The sequence below is a fragment of the candidate division TA06 bacterium genome, assembly GCA_016235665.1.
GTDB lineage: Bacteria > Edwardsbacteria > AC1 > AC1 > EtOH8 > UBA5202.
Window position 1 is genome coordinate 107,434 of record JACRJI010000010.1, and the last position, 16,164, is coordinate 123,597.

12 protein-coding genes are annotated in these 16,164 nt (G+C 58.1%); all 12 read left to right on the forward strand.

From position 1 onward, the window contains the following. The first annotated feature begins 29 nt into the window (after positions 1–29). The 12 genes from HZA73_05550 (at position 30) to HZA73_05605 (ending at position 16,121) form a co-directional block, all read left to right on the forward strand. A complete protein-coding gene (locus HZA73_05550; GenBank protein ID MBI5805491.1) occupies positions 30–512 on the forward strand; it encodes an NADH-quinone oxidoreductase subunit B family protein in 483 nt (160 codons plus the stop codon). 158 nt (positions 513–670) lie between these two features. Then, a complete protein-coding gene (locus tag HZA73_05555; protein MBI5805492.1) occupies positions 671–1,426 on the forward strand; it encodes a phosphate/phosphite/phosphonate ABC transporter substrate-binding protein in 756 nt (251 codons plus the stop codon). Between the two features lie 38 nt (positions 1,427–1,464). Further along, positions 1,465–3,252: a molybdopterin-dependent oxidoreductase gene (locus HZA73_05560; GenBank protein MBI5805493.1), complete on the forward strand. Its 1,788-nt coding sequence runs from the start codon at positions 1,465–1,467 to the stop codon at positions 3,250–3,252. A 221-nt stretch (positions 3,253–3,473) separates the two neighbouring features. After that, positions 3,474–3,659 (forward strand): hypothetical protein, encoded by a 186-nt coding sequence (locus HZA73_05565; protein ID MBI5805494.1) that lies wholly within the window; start codon positions 3,474–3,476, stop codon positions 3,657–3,659. 137 nt (positions 3,660–3,796) lie between these two features. Then, positions 3,797–5,764, forward strand: coding sequence for a Glu-tRNA(Gln) amidotransferase subunit GatE (gatE, locus tag HZA73_05570; protein ID MBI5805495.1), 1,968 nt, complete (start codon positions 3,797–3,799; stop codon positions 5,762–5,764). Positions 5,765–5,849: 85 nt separating this feature from the next. Continuing rightward, positions 5,850–7,235, forward strand: a complete 1,386-nt coding sequence (gatD, locus tag HZA73_05575) for a Glu-tRNA(Gln) amidotransferase subunit GatD (GenBank protein MBI5805496.1) — start codon at positions 5,850–5,852, stop codon at positions 7,233–7,235. A 103-nt stretch (positions 7,236–7,338) separates the two neighbouring features. Continuing rightward, positions 7,339–7,944, forward strand: a complete 606-nt coding sequence (locus tag HZA73_05580) for a transposase (protein ID MBI5805497.1) — start codon at positions 7,339–7,341, stop codon at positions 7,942–7,944. 17 nt (positions 7,945–7,961) lie between these two features. Further along, the gene (locus HZA73_05585) at positions 7,962–9,593 is read left to right on the forward strand and encodes a tetratricopeptide repeat protein (GenBank protein MBI5805498.1); all 1,632 of its coding nucleotides are present in this window, start codon (positions 7,962–7,964) and stop codon (positions 9,591–9,593) included. Between the two features lie 179 nt (positions 9,594–9,772). Continuing rightward, positions 9,773–11,443, forward strand: a complete 1,671-nt coding sequence (locus tag HZA73_05590) for a GAF domain-containing protein (GenBank protein MBI5805499.1) — start codon at positions 9,773–9,775, stop codon at positions 11,441–11,443. After that, positions 11,440–13,716, forward strand: coding sequence for a CHASE2 domain-containing protein (locus tag HZA73_05595; GenBank protein ID MBI5805500.1), 2,277 nt, complete (start codon positions 11,440–11,442; stop codon positions 13,714–13,716). The genes HZA73_05590 and HZA73_05595 overlap by 4 nt, the downstream gene beginning before the upstream one ends. Before the next feature lie 102 nt (positions 13,717–13,818). Next, a complete protein-coding gene (locus HZA73_05600; protein ID MBI5805501.1) occupies positions 13,819–15,072 on the forward strand; it encodes an MFS transporter in 1,254 nt (417 codons plus the stop codon). Positions 15,073–15,371: 299 nt separating this feature from the next. Next, a complete protein-coding gene (locus tag HZA73_05605) occupies positions 15,372–16,121 on the forward strand; it encodes a segregation/condensation protein A (protein ID MBI5805502.1) in 750 nt (249 codons plus the stop codon). The last annotated feature ends 43 nt before the right edge of the window (positions 16,122–16,164 follow it).

The window sequence follows — 16,164 nt, forward strand, 5'->3', positions numbered from 1 at the left end:
GTGGTAAATGTAATTCATAGAGTAATAATATGTTTCTAAAGAAACTTTGCGCCAAGGCCTTTCCCAAGTCGCTGTGGATCTACCACGTCAATACCGGGTCCTGCAACGGATGCGACATCGAGATCGTGGACGTGATCACCCCCTACTACGACGCCGAGCGCTTTGGCATCAAGCTGGCCGGAAGCCCACGCCACGCCGACATCATGCTGGTGTCCGGGCCGGTGACCCGGCAGGCCCTGCCGTCATTAAAGCGGGCCTACGAGGCCATCCCCGACCCCAAGATCGTGATCGTGGTGGGCTCCTGCGGGGCCGGCGGCAACCTGTGGTTCGATACCTACAACGTCACCGGCGGGGTGGACAAGGTGATCCCGGTCAACTACTACATCCCGGGCTGTCCGCCCCGGCCCGAGGCCATCCTCTACGGGGTGGCGGTGGCCCTGGGGCTGGCCCCCAAGAAGGTCAAGGCCGAGGAATCGGTGGAAGGCCCGATAAGGGAGGGAATGTGGAAATGATGAGACCAAAATCAAAAATCAAAAACCAAAAACCTGGCGGGCCGACCAAGGCGGGTTTTTGTATTTTATATTTTATATTTTATATTTTATATTTAGTTTTTAGTATCCCAGGTTGCGGCAACATTTCCCGGGGCAGCCTCAGCCAGGAAGCGGTCAAGATGGCGGTGCTGCCGGCCTATTCCACCGCCCTGACCAGCCAGAAGTACCTGCCGCTGCTTAACTACCTCTCCCGGGAGACCGGATACGAGGTCCAGTACATCTGGGGCCAGAGCTACTCCGGCCTTGGCGCTGCCATCGAGACCTCGGGGGCGGACTTCGTGATCTGCGATCCGCTGGCCTATCTGACCCTGCAAAAGACCCACCGGGCAAAATTGCTGGTGATCAGCGTGGGGGCAAACAGCCAGACCGGGGCGCCGGGAATGATATTCGTTCCGCAAGGTTCACGGATCACTGATCCCCGGTCACTGAAAGGGAAGCTGGTGGCCTGCGCCTCCCTGCAGTCTTCCGAGGGTTTCATATCCCAGGCCGTTTACCTGAAGTCAATGGGGCTTTTGGCCGGGCGGGATTACCGCCTGCTGGTCTGCGGCACCATGGACGAGGCGGTCAAAATAGTTGCCGAAGGCAAGGCCCAGGCCGGCTTCGGGGGACCGGGCTGCCTGGATCCGGCAATGACCGGCAAACTGATCCCGCTGGCCAGCACCGATCCGGTGCCGGGCTGGCTGTGCCTGAGCCTGAAGGGCGACAATTACGAGGTGGAAGAAAAACTGACCCAGGCCTTCTTGAGGCTCGGCCTTGAAAACACGGAGCATAAAAAACTGCTGGAAGGTCTGGGATATAACGGTTTTGCCATTCCCCAAGGTACCGGTTTCCAGGGTCTGGCGGAAATGGCCCGGAGCCTGAACGTTCCGTTTTAAACTGACCCAAATACTCCGACCAATAACATAAAGATGATATGAAACAGACCTTTACCATTTGCCCCCATTGCGGCTGCGGCTGCGGCCTTTACCTGGTGCAGCAGGACGGCAGGACCGGCGGGGTCACCGCCAGCCAGGAGCATTATTTTTCGGCCGGGCAGCTTTGCGCCCGGGGCTGGACCGGATACCAGCTTTTGTGGTCGCCGCTGCGGATAAAGACCCCGCTCTATAAAAAGAACGGCGGGCTGGCCCCCATCGGCTATGACAAGGGGCTGGAGTCAGCGGCCAAGAAACTTAAGTCCATCAAGGAAAAGCACGGGCCCCAGAGCATAGGGGTCATCGCTTCCTCACGGTTGACGGTGGAGGAGGCCCAGGCCCTGCGCTCGTTTGCCAAAGACATCCTGGAAACCCCCAATTGCGACAGCGCCGCCCGGCTGGGCTACCTGCCGGTGGAGTTCCCCAAAACAGCCGCCACCACGGACATTCCCGGGGCCGACCTGATCCTGGTGCTGGGTGCAAACCTGATGGAAGAGAACCCCATGCTGGGGGCCCGGGTGGTCTCGGCCTGCAAGCCGGAGGCCGACCGGCCCTATCAGTCGGCCGATCTGAGCCACATCATTGCAGGCAAGCCCGCCCGGCTGGCGGTGATGGACAGCCGCAAGAGCGCGCTGGCGGATGCGGCGGAATTGTTCCTGAAGACCGTTCCCGGCAATGAGGCCGGGGCGCTTTTAGCCCTGCTTAAAGTATTGATCGAAAAATACCAGCTGGAAGCCAAGGATCCGGCTTTCCGCAAGGTCAGGGAAGCCTTGGCCAAGATGACCTGGGAGAACCTGTTGTCCAACACCGGGCTGGTGCTGCCGAACCTGGAACAGCTGGGGGCCATGATAACCTCCGCCAAAGCGCCGCTTTTGATATTCGGGCGCAGCCTGTTCACCGGACATGATGCGGCGGCGGCCCGCTCGGCTCTGACCGGCCTGTCGCTGCTGCTGCCGGAAAAACTTTCGGTGCTACAGCCCACCGCCGCCGCCAACGACTGGGGATGCGCCCGGATCCTGCATCCGGACAAGGGCCAAGGCTATCTGGAGATGATGGAATCGCTGGCCTCCGGGAAACTAAAAGCCCTGGTGCTGGCGGGCGAGGATCCCCTGAAGACGCTGGGCGGAAAAGAGGGGGTGGCCCAGGCCCTGGCCCAGGCCGAACTGGTGGTGGCCTTTGATCATTTTGTCTCCGACAGCCATCAGTACGCCGAGGCGGTGTTCCCGCTGGCCCTGTCATTTGAAAAGGAAGGCTCGTTCTGCAACCTGGACGGAAAACGGCAGAAATTAGAGCAGGCCCTCAAACCGGATCTTGATATCAAGTCACTGGAAGAGTCATTAAAGACCATGGCTTCGGTGATCGGCGGAAAGCTGGATCCCAGGGACGAGTTCACCCAGCCGGCCAGGGCCGGGTGGGATGCGGCCTTTGACCTGTCCAAGGCGGCCCCCCAGGGCTATGTGCTGGAACTGGGCACGGCCTATCCCCATCTTTACGGGGACGACCAGCTGACCTTCAACAGCTACCACCTGACCCGGGAATTTGCCGGCGGCTTTGTGGAAATGCATCCCGATGACATAAAGGAACTTGGGGTCAGGGCGGGATGGAAGGTCAAGGTCACTTCTGCGACCGGAAGCCTGGTGGCCACGGCCCGAGCCAACCCCGATCTGGTCAAGAAGACCGTCTTCATGCCGGTCCACTTCGGCGGCAACCTGCTGGCCCCAGCCAAGCCCAACCACCACCTGAAGACCCCGCAGTTGAGGGGCATTGCGGTCAAGATAGAAAAGACCTGAGGCATCGGTATGCCACAGCCTCCCGGTCTTGAAACATAGCCACCGTCAATAATTTATCATTTGGTGCGGGCAGCTTAAAAAAGGCAAGCCTGTCCGCACCGTTTCTATACCCTTAAGGGAACCAGGCATTTTTCCTGGTTGACATGAGGGCTTATTTGTATTATCCTTATGGTTCACAATGATAAGATGGTGTGCCAAGGAAACATGGATTTCACTCAGGTATGTTCTTTTTCTTTTTTGTGCCGTCAACTAAGAAAAAGAACCAAAAAGAAAAAAGCTCGTCGCAAAATACTATCCGGGCGTTGCGCTTCTCGCTGACGGCGGGCTTGTCTGAACTCGGGCTTTTGCCAAGCCCTCAAACAGGCGCAGACAAGCTATTAACCGCCGTCAACTGCGATGCTCACTGATAGTGATTCGATAAACTCATCACAAGTTTTTAACGCGACAACCAGGGTTGGTCCCGGGTGATCAACGGATTACATGAGATAATCGGATAATCATTTGGTTCATCTATAAATCACTATTAAGCTAAATAAACATTTTCATGAGCTCAAAGTTAAATCCGCAGGATAACTACCGGGCCACCCTGGCCTCCACCGGCTATGTTCCGATCAGGGAGGCCACCCAGGCCACCTACGACGCCATCGGCTTCATGTCGGGGCTGGAGGTGCACCAGCAGCTGCTGACCGATCAGAAGCTGTTCTGCCGCTGCCCGGCCGGGCGGTTCCAGAAGTCAGACGACTACGATGCCGAGATAGTCCGCCACATGCGGCCCACCCTGTCGGAACTGGGGGAATACGACGGCACCGCCCTGATGGAATTCCGGACCCGGAAGAACATCGTCTACCGCATCAAGAGCCCCACCGCCTGTACCTACGAGGTGGACGACACCCCGCCCTTTCCCCTGAACCGCCAGGCGCTGGAGATCGCCATCGAGATCGCCCTGCTTTCCAAGCTGAACCTGGTGGGAGAGGTTCACATCGCCCGCAAGCAGTACCTGGACGGCAGCATCCCCACCGGGTTCCAGCGCACCGCCATCATCGGGGTGGAGGGCTCGATCCCGCTGAAGCACAAGAAGGTCCGCCTGATCCAGCTTTCGCTGGAGGAGGACTCCTGCCGCGAGGTCTCCGACATCGGCCACCTCCGGATCTACCGCACCGACCGGCTGGGGATGCCGCTGATAGAGACCGTGACCTATCCCGACATGAAGAATCCGGACGAGGTGAAGGAGGCCTGCGACTACATCCGCTTTTTGAACCGCAGCACCGGCAAGGTCCGCACCGGCATCGGGGCGGCCCGCCAGGATGTCAACGTCTCCTGCACCGGCGGCACCCGGGTGGAGCTGAAGGGGGTCTCCCACACCAAGTGGATACCGCTTTTGACCCACAACGAATGCTTCCGCCAGTGGGCCCTGCTGAAGATCCGGGATCTGCTCAAAAACAAGGTAAAACAGCCCAAGGATTGGAAGATGGTTTCCGAGCCGCTGAAATCCTTGTCCGGAAAGCTGGAGAGCCCCCGGGTCCGGGAGCTTTTCAGCAACGGGAACAAGGTGATGGCGGTGAACCTGCCGGGGTTCCAAGGCATCCTGTCGCATTTTACCCAGCCCGGCAAATGCTTCGCCGACGATTTCTCGGAACGACTGAAGGTGATCGCCTGCATCGAGAGACCGAACATGACCAGCTCCGAAGCCCTGGATCCGCTTCTTACCGACAAAGACTGGGACCAGGTCCGGACCCTGCTCCGCTCCTCAGAAGGCGACGCCCAGCTGGTCTTCTGGGGCCCGGAGGCGGACATCAAGACCGGGCTGGAGACCATTGACGAACGCTGCCGGCTGGCCTTTGCCGGGGTGCCCAACGAGACCAGAAAAACATTTGAGGACGGGACCACCATCTTCGAGCGGGTGCTGCCCGGGGCCGACCGGATGTACCCCGACACCGATTCCAAGCCGATCCCGCTGGAGGACTCCCGGATAGAGGAGATCAGGAAGATAGTGCCCAGCGAGGTGTCCGACCGCTACCGGCAGCTAAAGGACTGGGGCGTGCCGGAGGATTGCTACACTTACCTTTTCGTCCGGAATTTGTATCCGGTGATCGAGAAGATAATCAAAGAACTGGGGCAGGATCCCAAGACCGTGGGCGGAGTTTTCGGACATCTTTTGAAGAATATCGAGGGGCATTACAAAAAATCACCGGACTTCACTTGCGACCGCATCTACGATCTCTATAAATACGTGGTTGACGGCAAGCTGGATGGGGAGATAGTCAAAACCATGCTGCCGGTGGTGTACCAGTATCCCAAGATGGACTTTGACTCGGTGCTGGTGAACCTTGAATTCAAGCGGTTCTCCAGGGAAGAGATAGTTTCCAAGGTACCATTCCTTAAGGATAAGTACAAGAGCATCAGGACCTCGAAACTTCCGGCATCAGAAAAACACTGGATCATGGGGCAGTTGAGGAAGATGGCAGTAGGCAACATCAAACTGGCAGAACTTTGGACGGTGATCAAAAGTTGACCTCACCCCAACCCCTCTCCTAAAGCATTAGGCGAGGGATGGTATGGATAAAAGAATTAACACTGCATAACGGATAATTAGATATATGACAGACGACATCTTCCAAGGCTACAAAGGCGGGGGGCTGGAGGTCCTCAAGAAATACAACGTCCGGGTGTGGGGCCAGGCCGAGGTGCTCACCAGCCGCGGGCCTTTCAAGGGAACGGTGCTGCCCCGGGCCGACCAGGACGACGACCAGCACATCGTGCTGAAGATCGCCACCGGCTACAACGTGGGCATCGACATCAAGACCATCACCGGGATGACCGAGACCGGCTACAAGAAGGCCAACTACAAGATCCCGGAGAAGGAATTCCCGGTCACCCAGGGCCTGCCCAGGGTCAAACTGCTGGGGACCGGGGGCACCATCGCCAGCCGGCTGGACTACCGCACCGGGGCGGTGATCCCGGCCTTTACCCCGGGCGAGCTCTACGGCGCGGTGCCGGAGCTGGCCGACATCTGCAACCTGAGCACCGAAAAACTGTTCGCGGTCTTTTCCGAGAACATGGGGCCGGAGCAGTACAAGAAGCTGGCGGTGGCCATCGGCAAGGAGATAGAGAACGGGATCGACGGCATCGTGATCGGCCACGGCACCGACACCCTGCACTACACCGCGGCCGCCCTGACCTACATGGTTCAGAACCCGCCGGTGCCCATCGTTTTGGTAGGCTCCCAGCGCTCCTCCGACCGCCCCAGCTCCGACGCCGCCCTGAACCTGATGCACGCCACCACCGCCGCCGGGCACGGGGACATCGCCGAGGTTATGGTCTGCATGTTCGGCCCCACTTCGGACGAATACGGCTTTTTGCACCGGGGCACCCGGGTCCGCAAGATGCATTCCTCCTACCGTTCAACCTTCCGCACCATCGGGGACACCCCGCTGGCCACCGTCACCCGCCAGGGGGTCAAGCCCATCAAGCAGGATTACCATCCCCGGCGCAAGGACCGGAACGTAAAGATCATGCCCTACTTCGAGGAGAAGGTGGGGATGATCTACTATTACACCAACATGCAGCCGGACATGATAGATTCCATGGTGGACAACGGCTACAAGGGGATCATTATCATCGGCACCGGGCTGGGGCACGTCAACAAGCCGCTGTACCCGGCCATCGAGCGGGCGGTGAAAAAAGGCGTAGCCATTTACATGACGGTCCAGACCCTGTGGGGCTATGTCCACATGTTCGTCTACGACACCGGGCGCGACCTGATGGCCCAGGGGGTGGTGCCGGCCCAGAACATGCTGCCCGAGGCGGCCTACATCAAGCTGGGCTGGGCGCTGGGGCAGACCTCGGACATGGAGAAGGTCCGGGAGATAATGATGACGCCCATCAACGACGAGACCACGCCCCGGGAGCCCTATAACGGGTATTTGATCTACCAGGGCGGGGTGCCCGAGGTGGAGGAGTTCATCAAAAAAGTGCACAAGTAAAAACACCGGAAGCCCCGTGAGAACGGGGCTTCTGTTGCAAGTGGTACGACCCCCATGGTAGGGATATGGTGAGCCATGTCCCTACAAGTATTGCGACAATATTATGAATAACGTTTGTTTGCCTGCCAACAAAACAAAACACCACCGGCGCTCCATCCGTCTGCCGGAATACGATTATTCCCTGGAAGGGGCGTATTACATTACAATGTGTACCCAGGGGAGAAAATGTTTGTTTGGTGATATTATCGATGGATGCATGGTATTGAATCCCTATGGAGAAATTGTTAGACAGGAACTATTGCGGACCCCGGAAATCCGCCGGGAAATAACATTGGGTGAATGGGTGATAATGCCCAATCACGTTCATGTCATCGTATTGATAAATGATCATTATGACAATGTAGGGGCGACCGGCCGGTCGCCCCTACCGTGCCGGGCCAAACCCTGTGGACCCAAACCCCATTCGTTGGCAGCATTCATTGCCGGGTTTAAATCGGGGGCCGCCAAACGGATAAATGAAATACGTAAAACAACAGGATGCCCTGTCTGGCAGAGGAATTATTTCGAACACGTCATTCGCAGGGAAAAGGCCTACGACAGGATCAGGCAATACATCATCGAAAACCCTTTGTACTGGGCTCTGGACGACGAAAATCCTCAAAGATTGAATAAATGCCAAAACAACAGCCCGAAAAACAATCTAAATTAATAGGGACATGGCACACAATGTCCCTGCTGCTCCTGGATAGCTGGCATCCCTATGCCTGGCTGGCGGCGGCGGGCTTTGCGCTGTACGCCCAGACCCTGTTCTTCGGTCTGAGCGGCTACGACGACACCCTGCTGATCACCAAACATTTTTACCTGATAAAGGACATCACCAAGGTCCCGGCAGCCTTCCTGAACGACGTAGCCTGGGGCCAAAGCCAGCAGTTCTACCGGCCGGTGCTGACCCTGTCCTTCATGTTCAACGCCATCCTGGGCGGAAAGAACGTCTGGTTCTACCACCTGACCAATGTCCTGATGCACCTGGGTTCCATCCTGCTGGTATTCTGGCTACTCAAAAAACTGACCGGGGAGCGCGGTTCTTCTTTTGCCCTGGCGCTGCTTTTTGCCGCCCATCCGGCCCTTTCCCTGGCCGTGGCCTGGCTGCCGGGGCGCAACGACCCCCTGCTGGGGCTTTTCGTCTTTAGCTCGCTGGCGGCTTTGATCAGTAACCGGGAAAGTAACAAATGGCAGTGGTACATCCTGCACCTTTTCCTGTTTCTGGGCGCATTGTTCACCAAGGAGACCTCGACGGCCATCCCGGCGGTTTTCATCGTGTTTCTTTGGCTGGTCTATGGCAAGCAGAAGGCAAAACCATACATTTATCTGGCCGCCGGCTGGCTGGCCTGTCTGGCCGGGTATTTCAGCTTAAGGCTCTCGGTGCTGCCCCGGGTGCCCCCGGTGATGAACACCGCCTCCGAGAACGCGCTGGGACTGCTGGGTTACATCGGCAAGCTGATATTTCCTGCAAATCTTTCGGTTATGCCCATGCCCCAGGATACCCACTGGTTCTTTGGAACGACGGCCCTGGTTTTGTTCATCGCCCTGTTCGCGCTGAAAGGCATCCGGAGCAAGAGGATATTCCTGGCCGGGCTGGTCTGGTTCGCGGTGTTCCTGGTCCCCACCGTCTTCAGGATCACAGATTTTGCCAACATGCTGGAACACAGGCTGTACGTGCCTTTCCTGGGCTTGCTGCTGATGGTGTCCCAGGCGGAAGCAATTTACCATTACAAAAAAACCTTTTTGTCCTTGGCCGCCGTACTTTTCATAGTCTTCAGTTTATTCTCCGTCTGGCACAGCCGGGACTTTAAGGACCCGTGGTCCTTCTGGCAGAACGCGGTGAAGACCTCGCCGCACTGTTCGCTGGCCCATCGGTCACTGGGAATGATGTACCTTAACCAGAAGGATCCGGCCGGGGCGGCTGCCCGGTTCCAGGCGGGCTTAAGATACGACCCCCAAAACCCCGGGTTGTTGAACGGCCTGGCGCTGTCTTATTTGGACATGGGAAAGGGCGAACTTGCTATACAGTTATTCAAGGAAGCTATAAAGACAGATCCCGGCAATCCCTTCAGCCACGACAATCTGGGCACCGCCTGGCTTAAGGCCGGGAACACGGCGGAAGCCGGGAGGGAATACCGGCAGGCGTTCCTGCTAAAACCCGATGATCCGATGATAATGCTCAACTGTTCGTATGCCCATTATCTGCTGAAGGACATTGATTCGGCGGGGTATTATTACGAATTGGCTTTGAGGAACGGGCTGACCAGGGATGCGGGGATAGAGAAAAGGTTGAAAGAATCTGGCGGTGCAAAATAAATGCTGTCATTAAATGAAGCCGGTCTAACGACCGGCTTTGTTCTTTTCCTCAGCTCCTTAAAAATATCTTCAATAAAGTCCTTGCTTTAAACAACTTATTGATATAAAATATACTGTTAGACTCCGTAACTCCGTCTGCATAAAAATCCCAAAATATACTCCAAACAAGGAGGTATCCCATGCCGCCAGCCAGGAAAAAGTCAGGGCTTTTGCCGGCCCGGCCCGCCAGGGCCGCCCTGCTGCCCACCGCCAAGAGCGAGCTCTCCAGCCTTAAGATGAAGCTCAAGGTGCTGCAAAGGGTCAACGAGATCGCCGCCAGCACCTTCGACGTCCAGCCGCTGCTGGACCGGGCCATGGACCTGGTGACCGAGATCGCGCCTTCCGAGGCCGGCTCTTTGCTGTTGCTGTCCTCCGACCGCACCTATCTGAAATTCTCCATCGTCAAGGGACCGGCCGCCCACAAGCTGGAGGGGCTGGAGATACCAATAGGGCAGGGCATCGCCGGCTGGGTGGCCAAGACCGGGATCCCGCTGACGGTCAACGACGTCCAGAACGAGCCCAAGTGGAAGAAGGAGATCGCCGACAACGTGGAGTTCCCCACCCGGAGCATCCTCTGCGTGCCCCTGAAATCCAGGGCCGAGGTCATCGGGGTGGTGGAGTTGATCAACAAGCTTAGGGGCGAGGACTACAACGACGACGACCTGGAGATCATAGAACTCCTGGGAGCCCACCTTTCCACTTTGATCGAGAACAGCCGGCTCTATTCCGAGGCCCGGGAGAAGGTGGAGAGGATCACCGCCATGGCCGAGACCAGCGCCCTGATCTCCTCCTCGCTGGACGTCAAACGGGTGCTGGAGACTGTGATGACGGTGGCCAAGGACGTGATAGACGCCGAGGCCTCCTCGATATTCTTATACGACGAGGAGAAGCACGAGTTCTTCTTTGAGATCGCCACCGGCGACGCCGGCGATGCGGTCAAGCAGATCCGCGTTCCCTGGGGCAAGGGGATGGTGGGCTGGGCGGCCGAGCACATGCAGACCCTGCTGGTCCCCGACGTCACCAAGGACCCCCGGTTCTATTCCAAGGTGGACGAGAAATCAAAATTCCAGACCCGCAACGCCATCACCGTTCCCTTAAAGCCCAAGAACAAGCTGATCGGGGTGGCCCAGGTGCTTAACAAGAAGGGCGGGCTGTTCACCCGCGAGGACGTGGAGCTGTTCGAGACTTTGGCCCGCCAGGCGGCGGTGGCCATCGAGAACGCCAGCCTGTACACCGACCTCCAGGAGCTGTTCCTGAACTCCATCCGGACCGTGGTCAGCCTGATCGACGCCAAGGACGACTACACCGCCGGCCACTCCTCCCGGGTCACCAAGTATTCCATGATGATCGCCGACCAGCTGGGCTTTTCCCCCGAGGACCGCAAGCGGCTGGAGCTGGCGGCCCTCCTCCACGACGTGGGCAAGATCGGGATGCCGGACGCCATTCTCAAGAAGCCGTCGGGCCTGACCCCGGAGGAGTTCGCCATCGTCAAGGACCACCCCAACACGGGGGCCGAGGCCCTGGAGCCCATCAAGCAGATGAAGGACATCATCCCCGGGGTGCGCCACCACCACGAGAAGCTGGACGGACGGGGCTACCCGGCCGGGCTGGCCGGCGACCAGGTGCCAATGGACGCCCAGATCATCTGCGTGGGGGATTCCTACGACGCCATGAACTCCGACCGTCCCTACCGCAAGGGTTTGGGGATGGAGGAATCGGTCAAACGCCTGCGCCAGGACAGCGGGACCCAGTTCAACCCGGCCCTGGTGGAGGCCTTCGTCAAAGCTTTGGAGAAGGAGGCTAAGAAATGAGCGAGGCCAATCGCAGCAAAAAATCAGTGGGGGCCCTGGTGGGGATCGGGGTGGTGGCCGCGGTGCTGGCCATCTCCTATCTGGTGCCGGGGTTGTTCCAGGGGATGGAGAGCAAAAGCTATGATCTGCGCTACCGCCTGCGGGTGGGACAGACCAACGAGCAGGACATTGAGGACGTGGTGATCGTGGACATAGACGACGCCTCGCTTTACCAACTGGGCCGGTTCCAAAACTGGCCCCGGCTGTACCACGCCAAGGTGGCCGATTACCTGGCCCAGGGCGGGGCGGCGGCGGTGGCCTTCGACATCTTCTTTGTGGAGAGCGACAGCCTGAAGCCGGAGATGGTCCAGCTGTATCAGGACGCCAAGGGGGAACAGATCAAGGAAAAACTTTTACAGAGCAAACCCTTTAAGCCAGCGGCCGAAAATACCCAGGAGCTGATCAGTGCTGTGCTGGAGAGCTGGGGTTACGACCAGGATTTCGGGGCGGCCACCGCCCAGGCGGGTATAGCCTACTTCCCGTTCTATTTCACCACCGGCAAACTTAAGGACAGCTCGGACATTACGGCCAGGAACTGGTCTTACGCACTGCCTCCGGCGGTTACCGAAAAATACCAGTACATCAAATCTCAAAGCGACCTTTACCAGGTGGGGCAGATGACCGCGCCGATACCGGTTCTGCTGGGGTCGGCCCGGGGAACGGGATACTACAACATCGAGCCCGATGACGACGGGGTGGCAAGGCGGCAGCCATTTTTCCTGGCCCTGGGCGACCGCTCTTACCCTTCGATGGACTTTCAGATAGTGCTGGACAAACTGGGGATCAAAAAGGAAGAGGTGACGGTGGAACTGGGCAAGTATATCAAGGCCGGGGATAAGCTGAAAGTCCCGGTGGATAAGGATGGGCGGACCCTGATCACCTATTTCGGACAGTTTAAGAAATTCCGCTACATCTCTTATTCTGACGTGCTGACCGAGCAGGTGCCGGCCGAGTATTTTAAGGACAAGATAGTGATCGTCGGCGCAACTGCCGCCGGTCTGATGGACCTGCGGGTGGTGCCGTTCTCCAACGTCTTTCCCGGTCCGGAGATCCATGCCAACATCATGCAGACCCTGTTGACCGGAAAATTCGTTCAAGTTGTTCCCTGGCACATCCAGCTGATCATCCTGGTTCTGATCGGGCTACTGACGGTGTTCGTCTCCCTGCGCTTCAAACCGCTGGTGGCTGGATTGGTCCTGTTCGGGATGGTGGTGGCCTATTTCGTCACCGCCACCGTGATGTTCGACAAATCGCTGATATGGGTGGAGATGGTGAGGCCCCTAGCAGTGGTGCTGTTCACCAACATGGCCATCCTGGGCTACCGTTACCTGACCGAGGAAAAACAGAAGGTCTGGATAAAGAACATGTTCCAGGGCTACATGTCAAAGGACCTGGTGGACAAGATCATGGCCAACCCCGAGATGCTGCTGATGGGCGGCGACAAAAAAGAGGTCACCGTTTTTTTCTCCGACATCAAGGGTTTCTCAAGCTTCTCCGAGAAACTGGGAACGCCGGAACGGTTGATCGCCCTGATCAACGAATACCTGGGAGCCATGTCCGACGTGGTGCTGGAATACGGCGGGTACATCAGCAAATACGAGGGCGACGCCATCATGGCATTCTGGGGCGCCCCCACCGAAGATCCCAAGCACGCCGAGACCTGCATCAAGTGCGTTTGGGCCATGAACCAGCGGCTGCAGATACTGAACGCCGACCTGGCCAAACGCAGCATGCCCAACCTGTTCACACGGTTCGGCATCAACACCGGCCTGGTGACGGTGGGCAACGTGGGCTCGGAAAAGAAGAAGAGCTACACCGCCATGGGCGACTCCATCAACCTGGGCTCGCGGCTGGAGGGAGCCAACAAGGAATACGGCACGGCCATCATGATGTCCGAATTCACCTACGCCAAGGTCCAGGGCCTGTACCCGGTGCGGGAACTGGACATGCTGAGGGTGGTGGGCAAGGAACAGCCGGTAAGGGTCTACGAACTGCTGGGAATTTCCGAGGCCGATGTCAGCGAAAAGAAAAAAAAGGCGGTGGAGATCTACCTGAAGGGCCTGGAGCTCTATCGTTCCAAGCAGTGGGACCAGGCCGAGGCCGTCTTCCGGCAGGCCTTGGAAGTGGACCCCGAAGACGGGCCCAGCAAGGCTTACATCGACCGTTGCGAGGACTTCAAGGTGCTGCCGCCGCCGGAGAACTGGGACGGCGTGTTCGTGATGAAGACGAAATAAGTTCCGTTAACATTTATAGCCCAGCCCTTCCTCCTACGCTAAAACTACGGCGGATAAATTAGGACTGGGCTATAAAGAACGATCATATCAATTTAATAATTAATGACCAACAACGCCAGGGCTTACGACGTACTTAAAATAGCCGACTTCCGGAAATTCATGGCCGGACGGTTCTTTGTGATCGTCTCCATCCAGATGGTGTCGGTGATCGTGGGCTGGCAGGTCTACGAGCTGACCCGGGACCCGCTGGCCCTGGGGATGATAGGTCTGGCCGAGGCCCTGGCCTTCATTTCGGTGGCCCTGTTCGGCGGGCATTACGCCGACAGCCACGACCGCCAGCGGACCATGGCCGTGACCTCCGCCCTGTTGACACTGTGCGCCGGGGCTCTGCTGTGGCTTTCCTGGTGCTGCGGGGTCCTTCTTACCAGAACAACCCTTCCGATCTACGGGGTGATAGCCCTGATGGGGCTGATCAGGGCTTACCTGGCGCCTTCCACCATGGCCCTGTCGGCCCAGATAGTCCCCCGCGAGCTTTACGCCAGGATGTCGGCCTACAACAGCCTGGTGTTCCAGATCGGGGCGGTGGGCGGCCCGGCCATGGCGGGACTGATCTACGGATTCTTCGGGGTGAGGGCGGCCTACGCCACCGCCCTGGCCATGGGGATCACCGGCTCGGCCGCGGTGGCTTTGATCAAATCGCATGGCGTGCCCCGCCGCAACCTGGAGGAACCGGTGATGACCAGCCTGGCCAGCGGGGTGAAGTTCGTATTCGGCAACCCAATAGTTCTGCCGGCCATGAGCCTGGACATGTTCGCGGTGCTGTTCGGCGGCGCCACCGCCATGCTGCCGATGGTGGCCGACACCATTTTGCACGTCGGGCCCAAGGGGCTGGGCTTCCTGCGGGCGGCACCGGCCGCCGGGGCGGCGGTGATGGCCCTGGCTTTGGCCCACCGGCCTCCGTTGCATAATGCTGGCAAAAAACTGCTGTGGGTGGTGGCCGGCTTCGGGGCCTGCATGATGATCTTCGCCCTGTCCCGCAATTTCTGGCTGTCTATGGCGGCCCTGGCCCTATCCGGCGCGGTGGACAACATCAGCGTGGTGATCCGCCAGACCATCGTCCAGCTTTACACCCCGGACGAGATGCGGGGGCGGGTGTCGGCGGTCAACAGCGTGTTCATAGGCTCCTCCAACGAGATCGGGTCCTTCGAGTCCGGAGTGGCGGCCAAGCTGATGGGCCTGGTGCCTTCGCTGGTGTTCAACAGCGGGATGACCTTCGTCATCGCGGGCGCGGTGGCCTGGGCGGCACCGAAGCTGAGGAGGCTGGACCTGAGTCAGCACATGGAACAGAAAAAATAATTTCGCCACGGAGGCACAGAGACACTGAGCATAACAATATTGTTTAGCACAGGGGAGTAGTTGTATCATTAACCAGGTCTCTTAATTTGAAACGTAGTACTCTAAGGAAAAGAATTTATTTTATAAGGAAGCCAGAAAAGCAGGAATCAACCCTGGTTCCCACAGTTTAGTATTCATGGCTTCCCAATAAAAATTGTTAATTATTTATTGACCCCATTAATATTAAGCCCTCTGTGCCTCTGAGTCTCTGTGGCGATCTGGGGTAAAATCTAAAAACCAAAAGGAGCAGACATACTTAAATGGCTAATCAACCCTACCAAGTCAAACTGGAAATATTCGAAGGTCCCCTGGACCTTCTGCTATACCTCATCAAACAGCAGGAGGTGGACATCTACGACATCCCCATTGCCAGCATCACCCAGCAGTACCTGGAATACATAGACATCATGAAGTCGCTGGACCTGGACATTGCCGGGGAGTTCCTGGTGATGGCCGCCACCCTGATCAAGGTCAAGTCCAAGATGCTGCTGCCCCGGCACGAAGAGCTGGAGGGGCCGGAGGCCGAGGACCCGCGGCGGGACCTGGTGCAGCAGCTGCTGGAATACAAGAAATTCAAGGAAGCGGCCAGCCGGCTGGAGGAGCGCGAGGAGCACCAGCGGCTGATGTACCCCCGGCCCAAGGGCGCTTTTGAAAAGCAGGATGATGCTCCGTCCGAGCCCCCCAAGCCAGAGGTGGGCCTGCTGGACCTGCTGCAGGCCTTCCGCCAGGTGGTGGAGCGGATCGACAAGGTCAAGCTCTACCAGATAGTGGGAGAGGACATCACCATCGAGGAGCGGCTGGATTTTGTGCTGAAGGAGATCACCGAAAAGAAGCGGATGAAGTTCTTTGACCTGTTCGCCGGCGAGACCAGGAAACTGGTGATGGTGGTAACCTTCTTCGCCCTGCTGGAGCTGATCCGGCTGGGCCATGTCACCGTCACCCAGGAAGGGCTGTACGGGGAGATCCTGATCTGCAGGGTGGAGGCCAACGGCCAGCTGGCGTTGGGATGAGGAGCGCGGCATTACATGATGAGGGTCCCGGCTTGGGAAGATC

Bases quoted from the DNA above. Each gene is read 5' to 3' on its own strand.
- HZA73_05550 (MBI5805491.1), top strand. From the start codon at position 30: ATGTTTCTAAAGAAACTTTGCGCCAAGGCCTTTCCCAAGTCGCTGTGG.
- HZA73_05555 (MBI5805492.1), top strand. From the start codon at position 671: ATGGCGGTGCTGCCGGCCTATTCCACCGCCCTGACCAGCCAGAAGTAC.
- HZA73_05560 (MBI5805493.1), top strand. From the start codon at position 1,465: ATGAAACAGACCTTTACCATTTGCCCCCATTGCGGCTGCGGCTGCGGC.
- HZA73_05565 (MBI5805494.1), top strand. From the start codon at position 3,474: ATGTTCTTTTTCTTTTTTGTGCCGTCAACTAAGAAAAAGAACCAAAAA.
- gatE (MBI5805495.1), top strand. From the start codon at position 3,797: ATGAGCTCAAAGTTAAATCCGCAGGATAACTACCGGGCCACCCTGGCC.
- gatD (MBI5805496.1), top strand. From the start codon at position 5,850: ATGACAGACGACATCTTCCAAGGCTACAAAGGCGGGGGGCTGGAGGTC.
- HZA73_05580 (MBI5805497.1), top strand. From the start codon at position 7,339: ATGAATAACGTTTGTTTGCCTGCCAACAAAACAAAACACCACCGGCGC.
- HZA73_05585 (MBI5805498.1), top strand. From the start codon at position 7,962: ATGTCCCTGCTGCTCCTGGATAGCTGGCATCCCTATGCCTGGCTGGCG.
- HZA73_05590 (MBI5805499.1), top strand. From the start codon at position 9,773: ATGCCGCCAGCCAGGAAAAAGTCAGGGCTTTTGCCGGCCCGGCCCGCC.
- HZA73_05595 (MBI5805500.1), top strand. From the start codon at position 11,440: ATGAGCGAGGCCAATCGCAGCAAAAAATCAGTGGGGGCCCTGGTGGGG.
- HZA73_05600 (MBI5805501.1), top strand. From the start codon at position 13,819: ATGACCAACAACGCCAGGGCTTACGACGTACTTAAAATAGCCGACTTC.
- HZA73_05605 (MBI5805502.1), top strand. From the start codon at position 15,372: ATGGCTAATCAACCCTACCAAGTCAAACTGGAAATATTCGAAGGTCCC.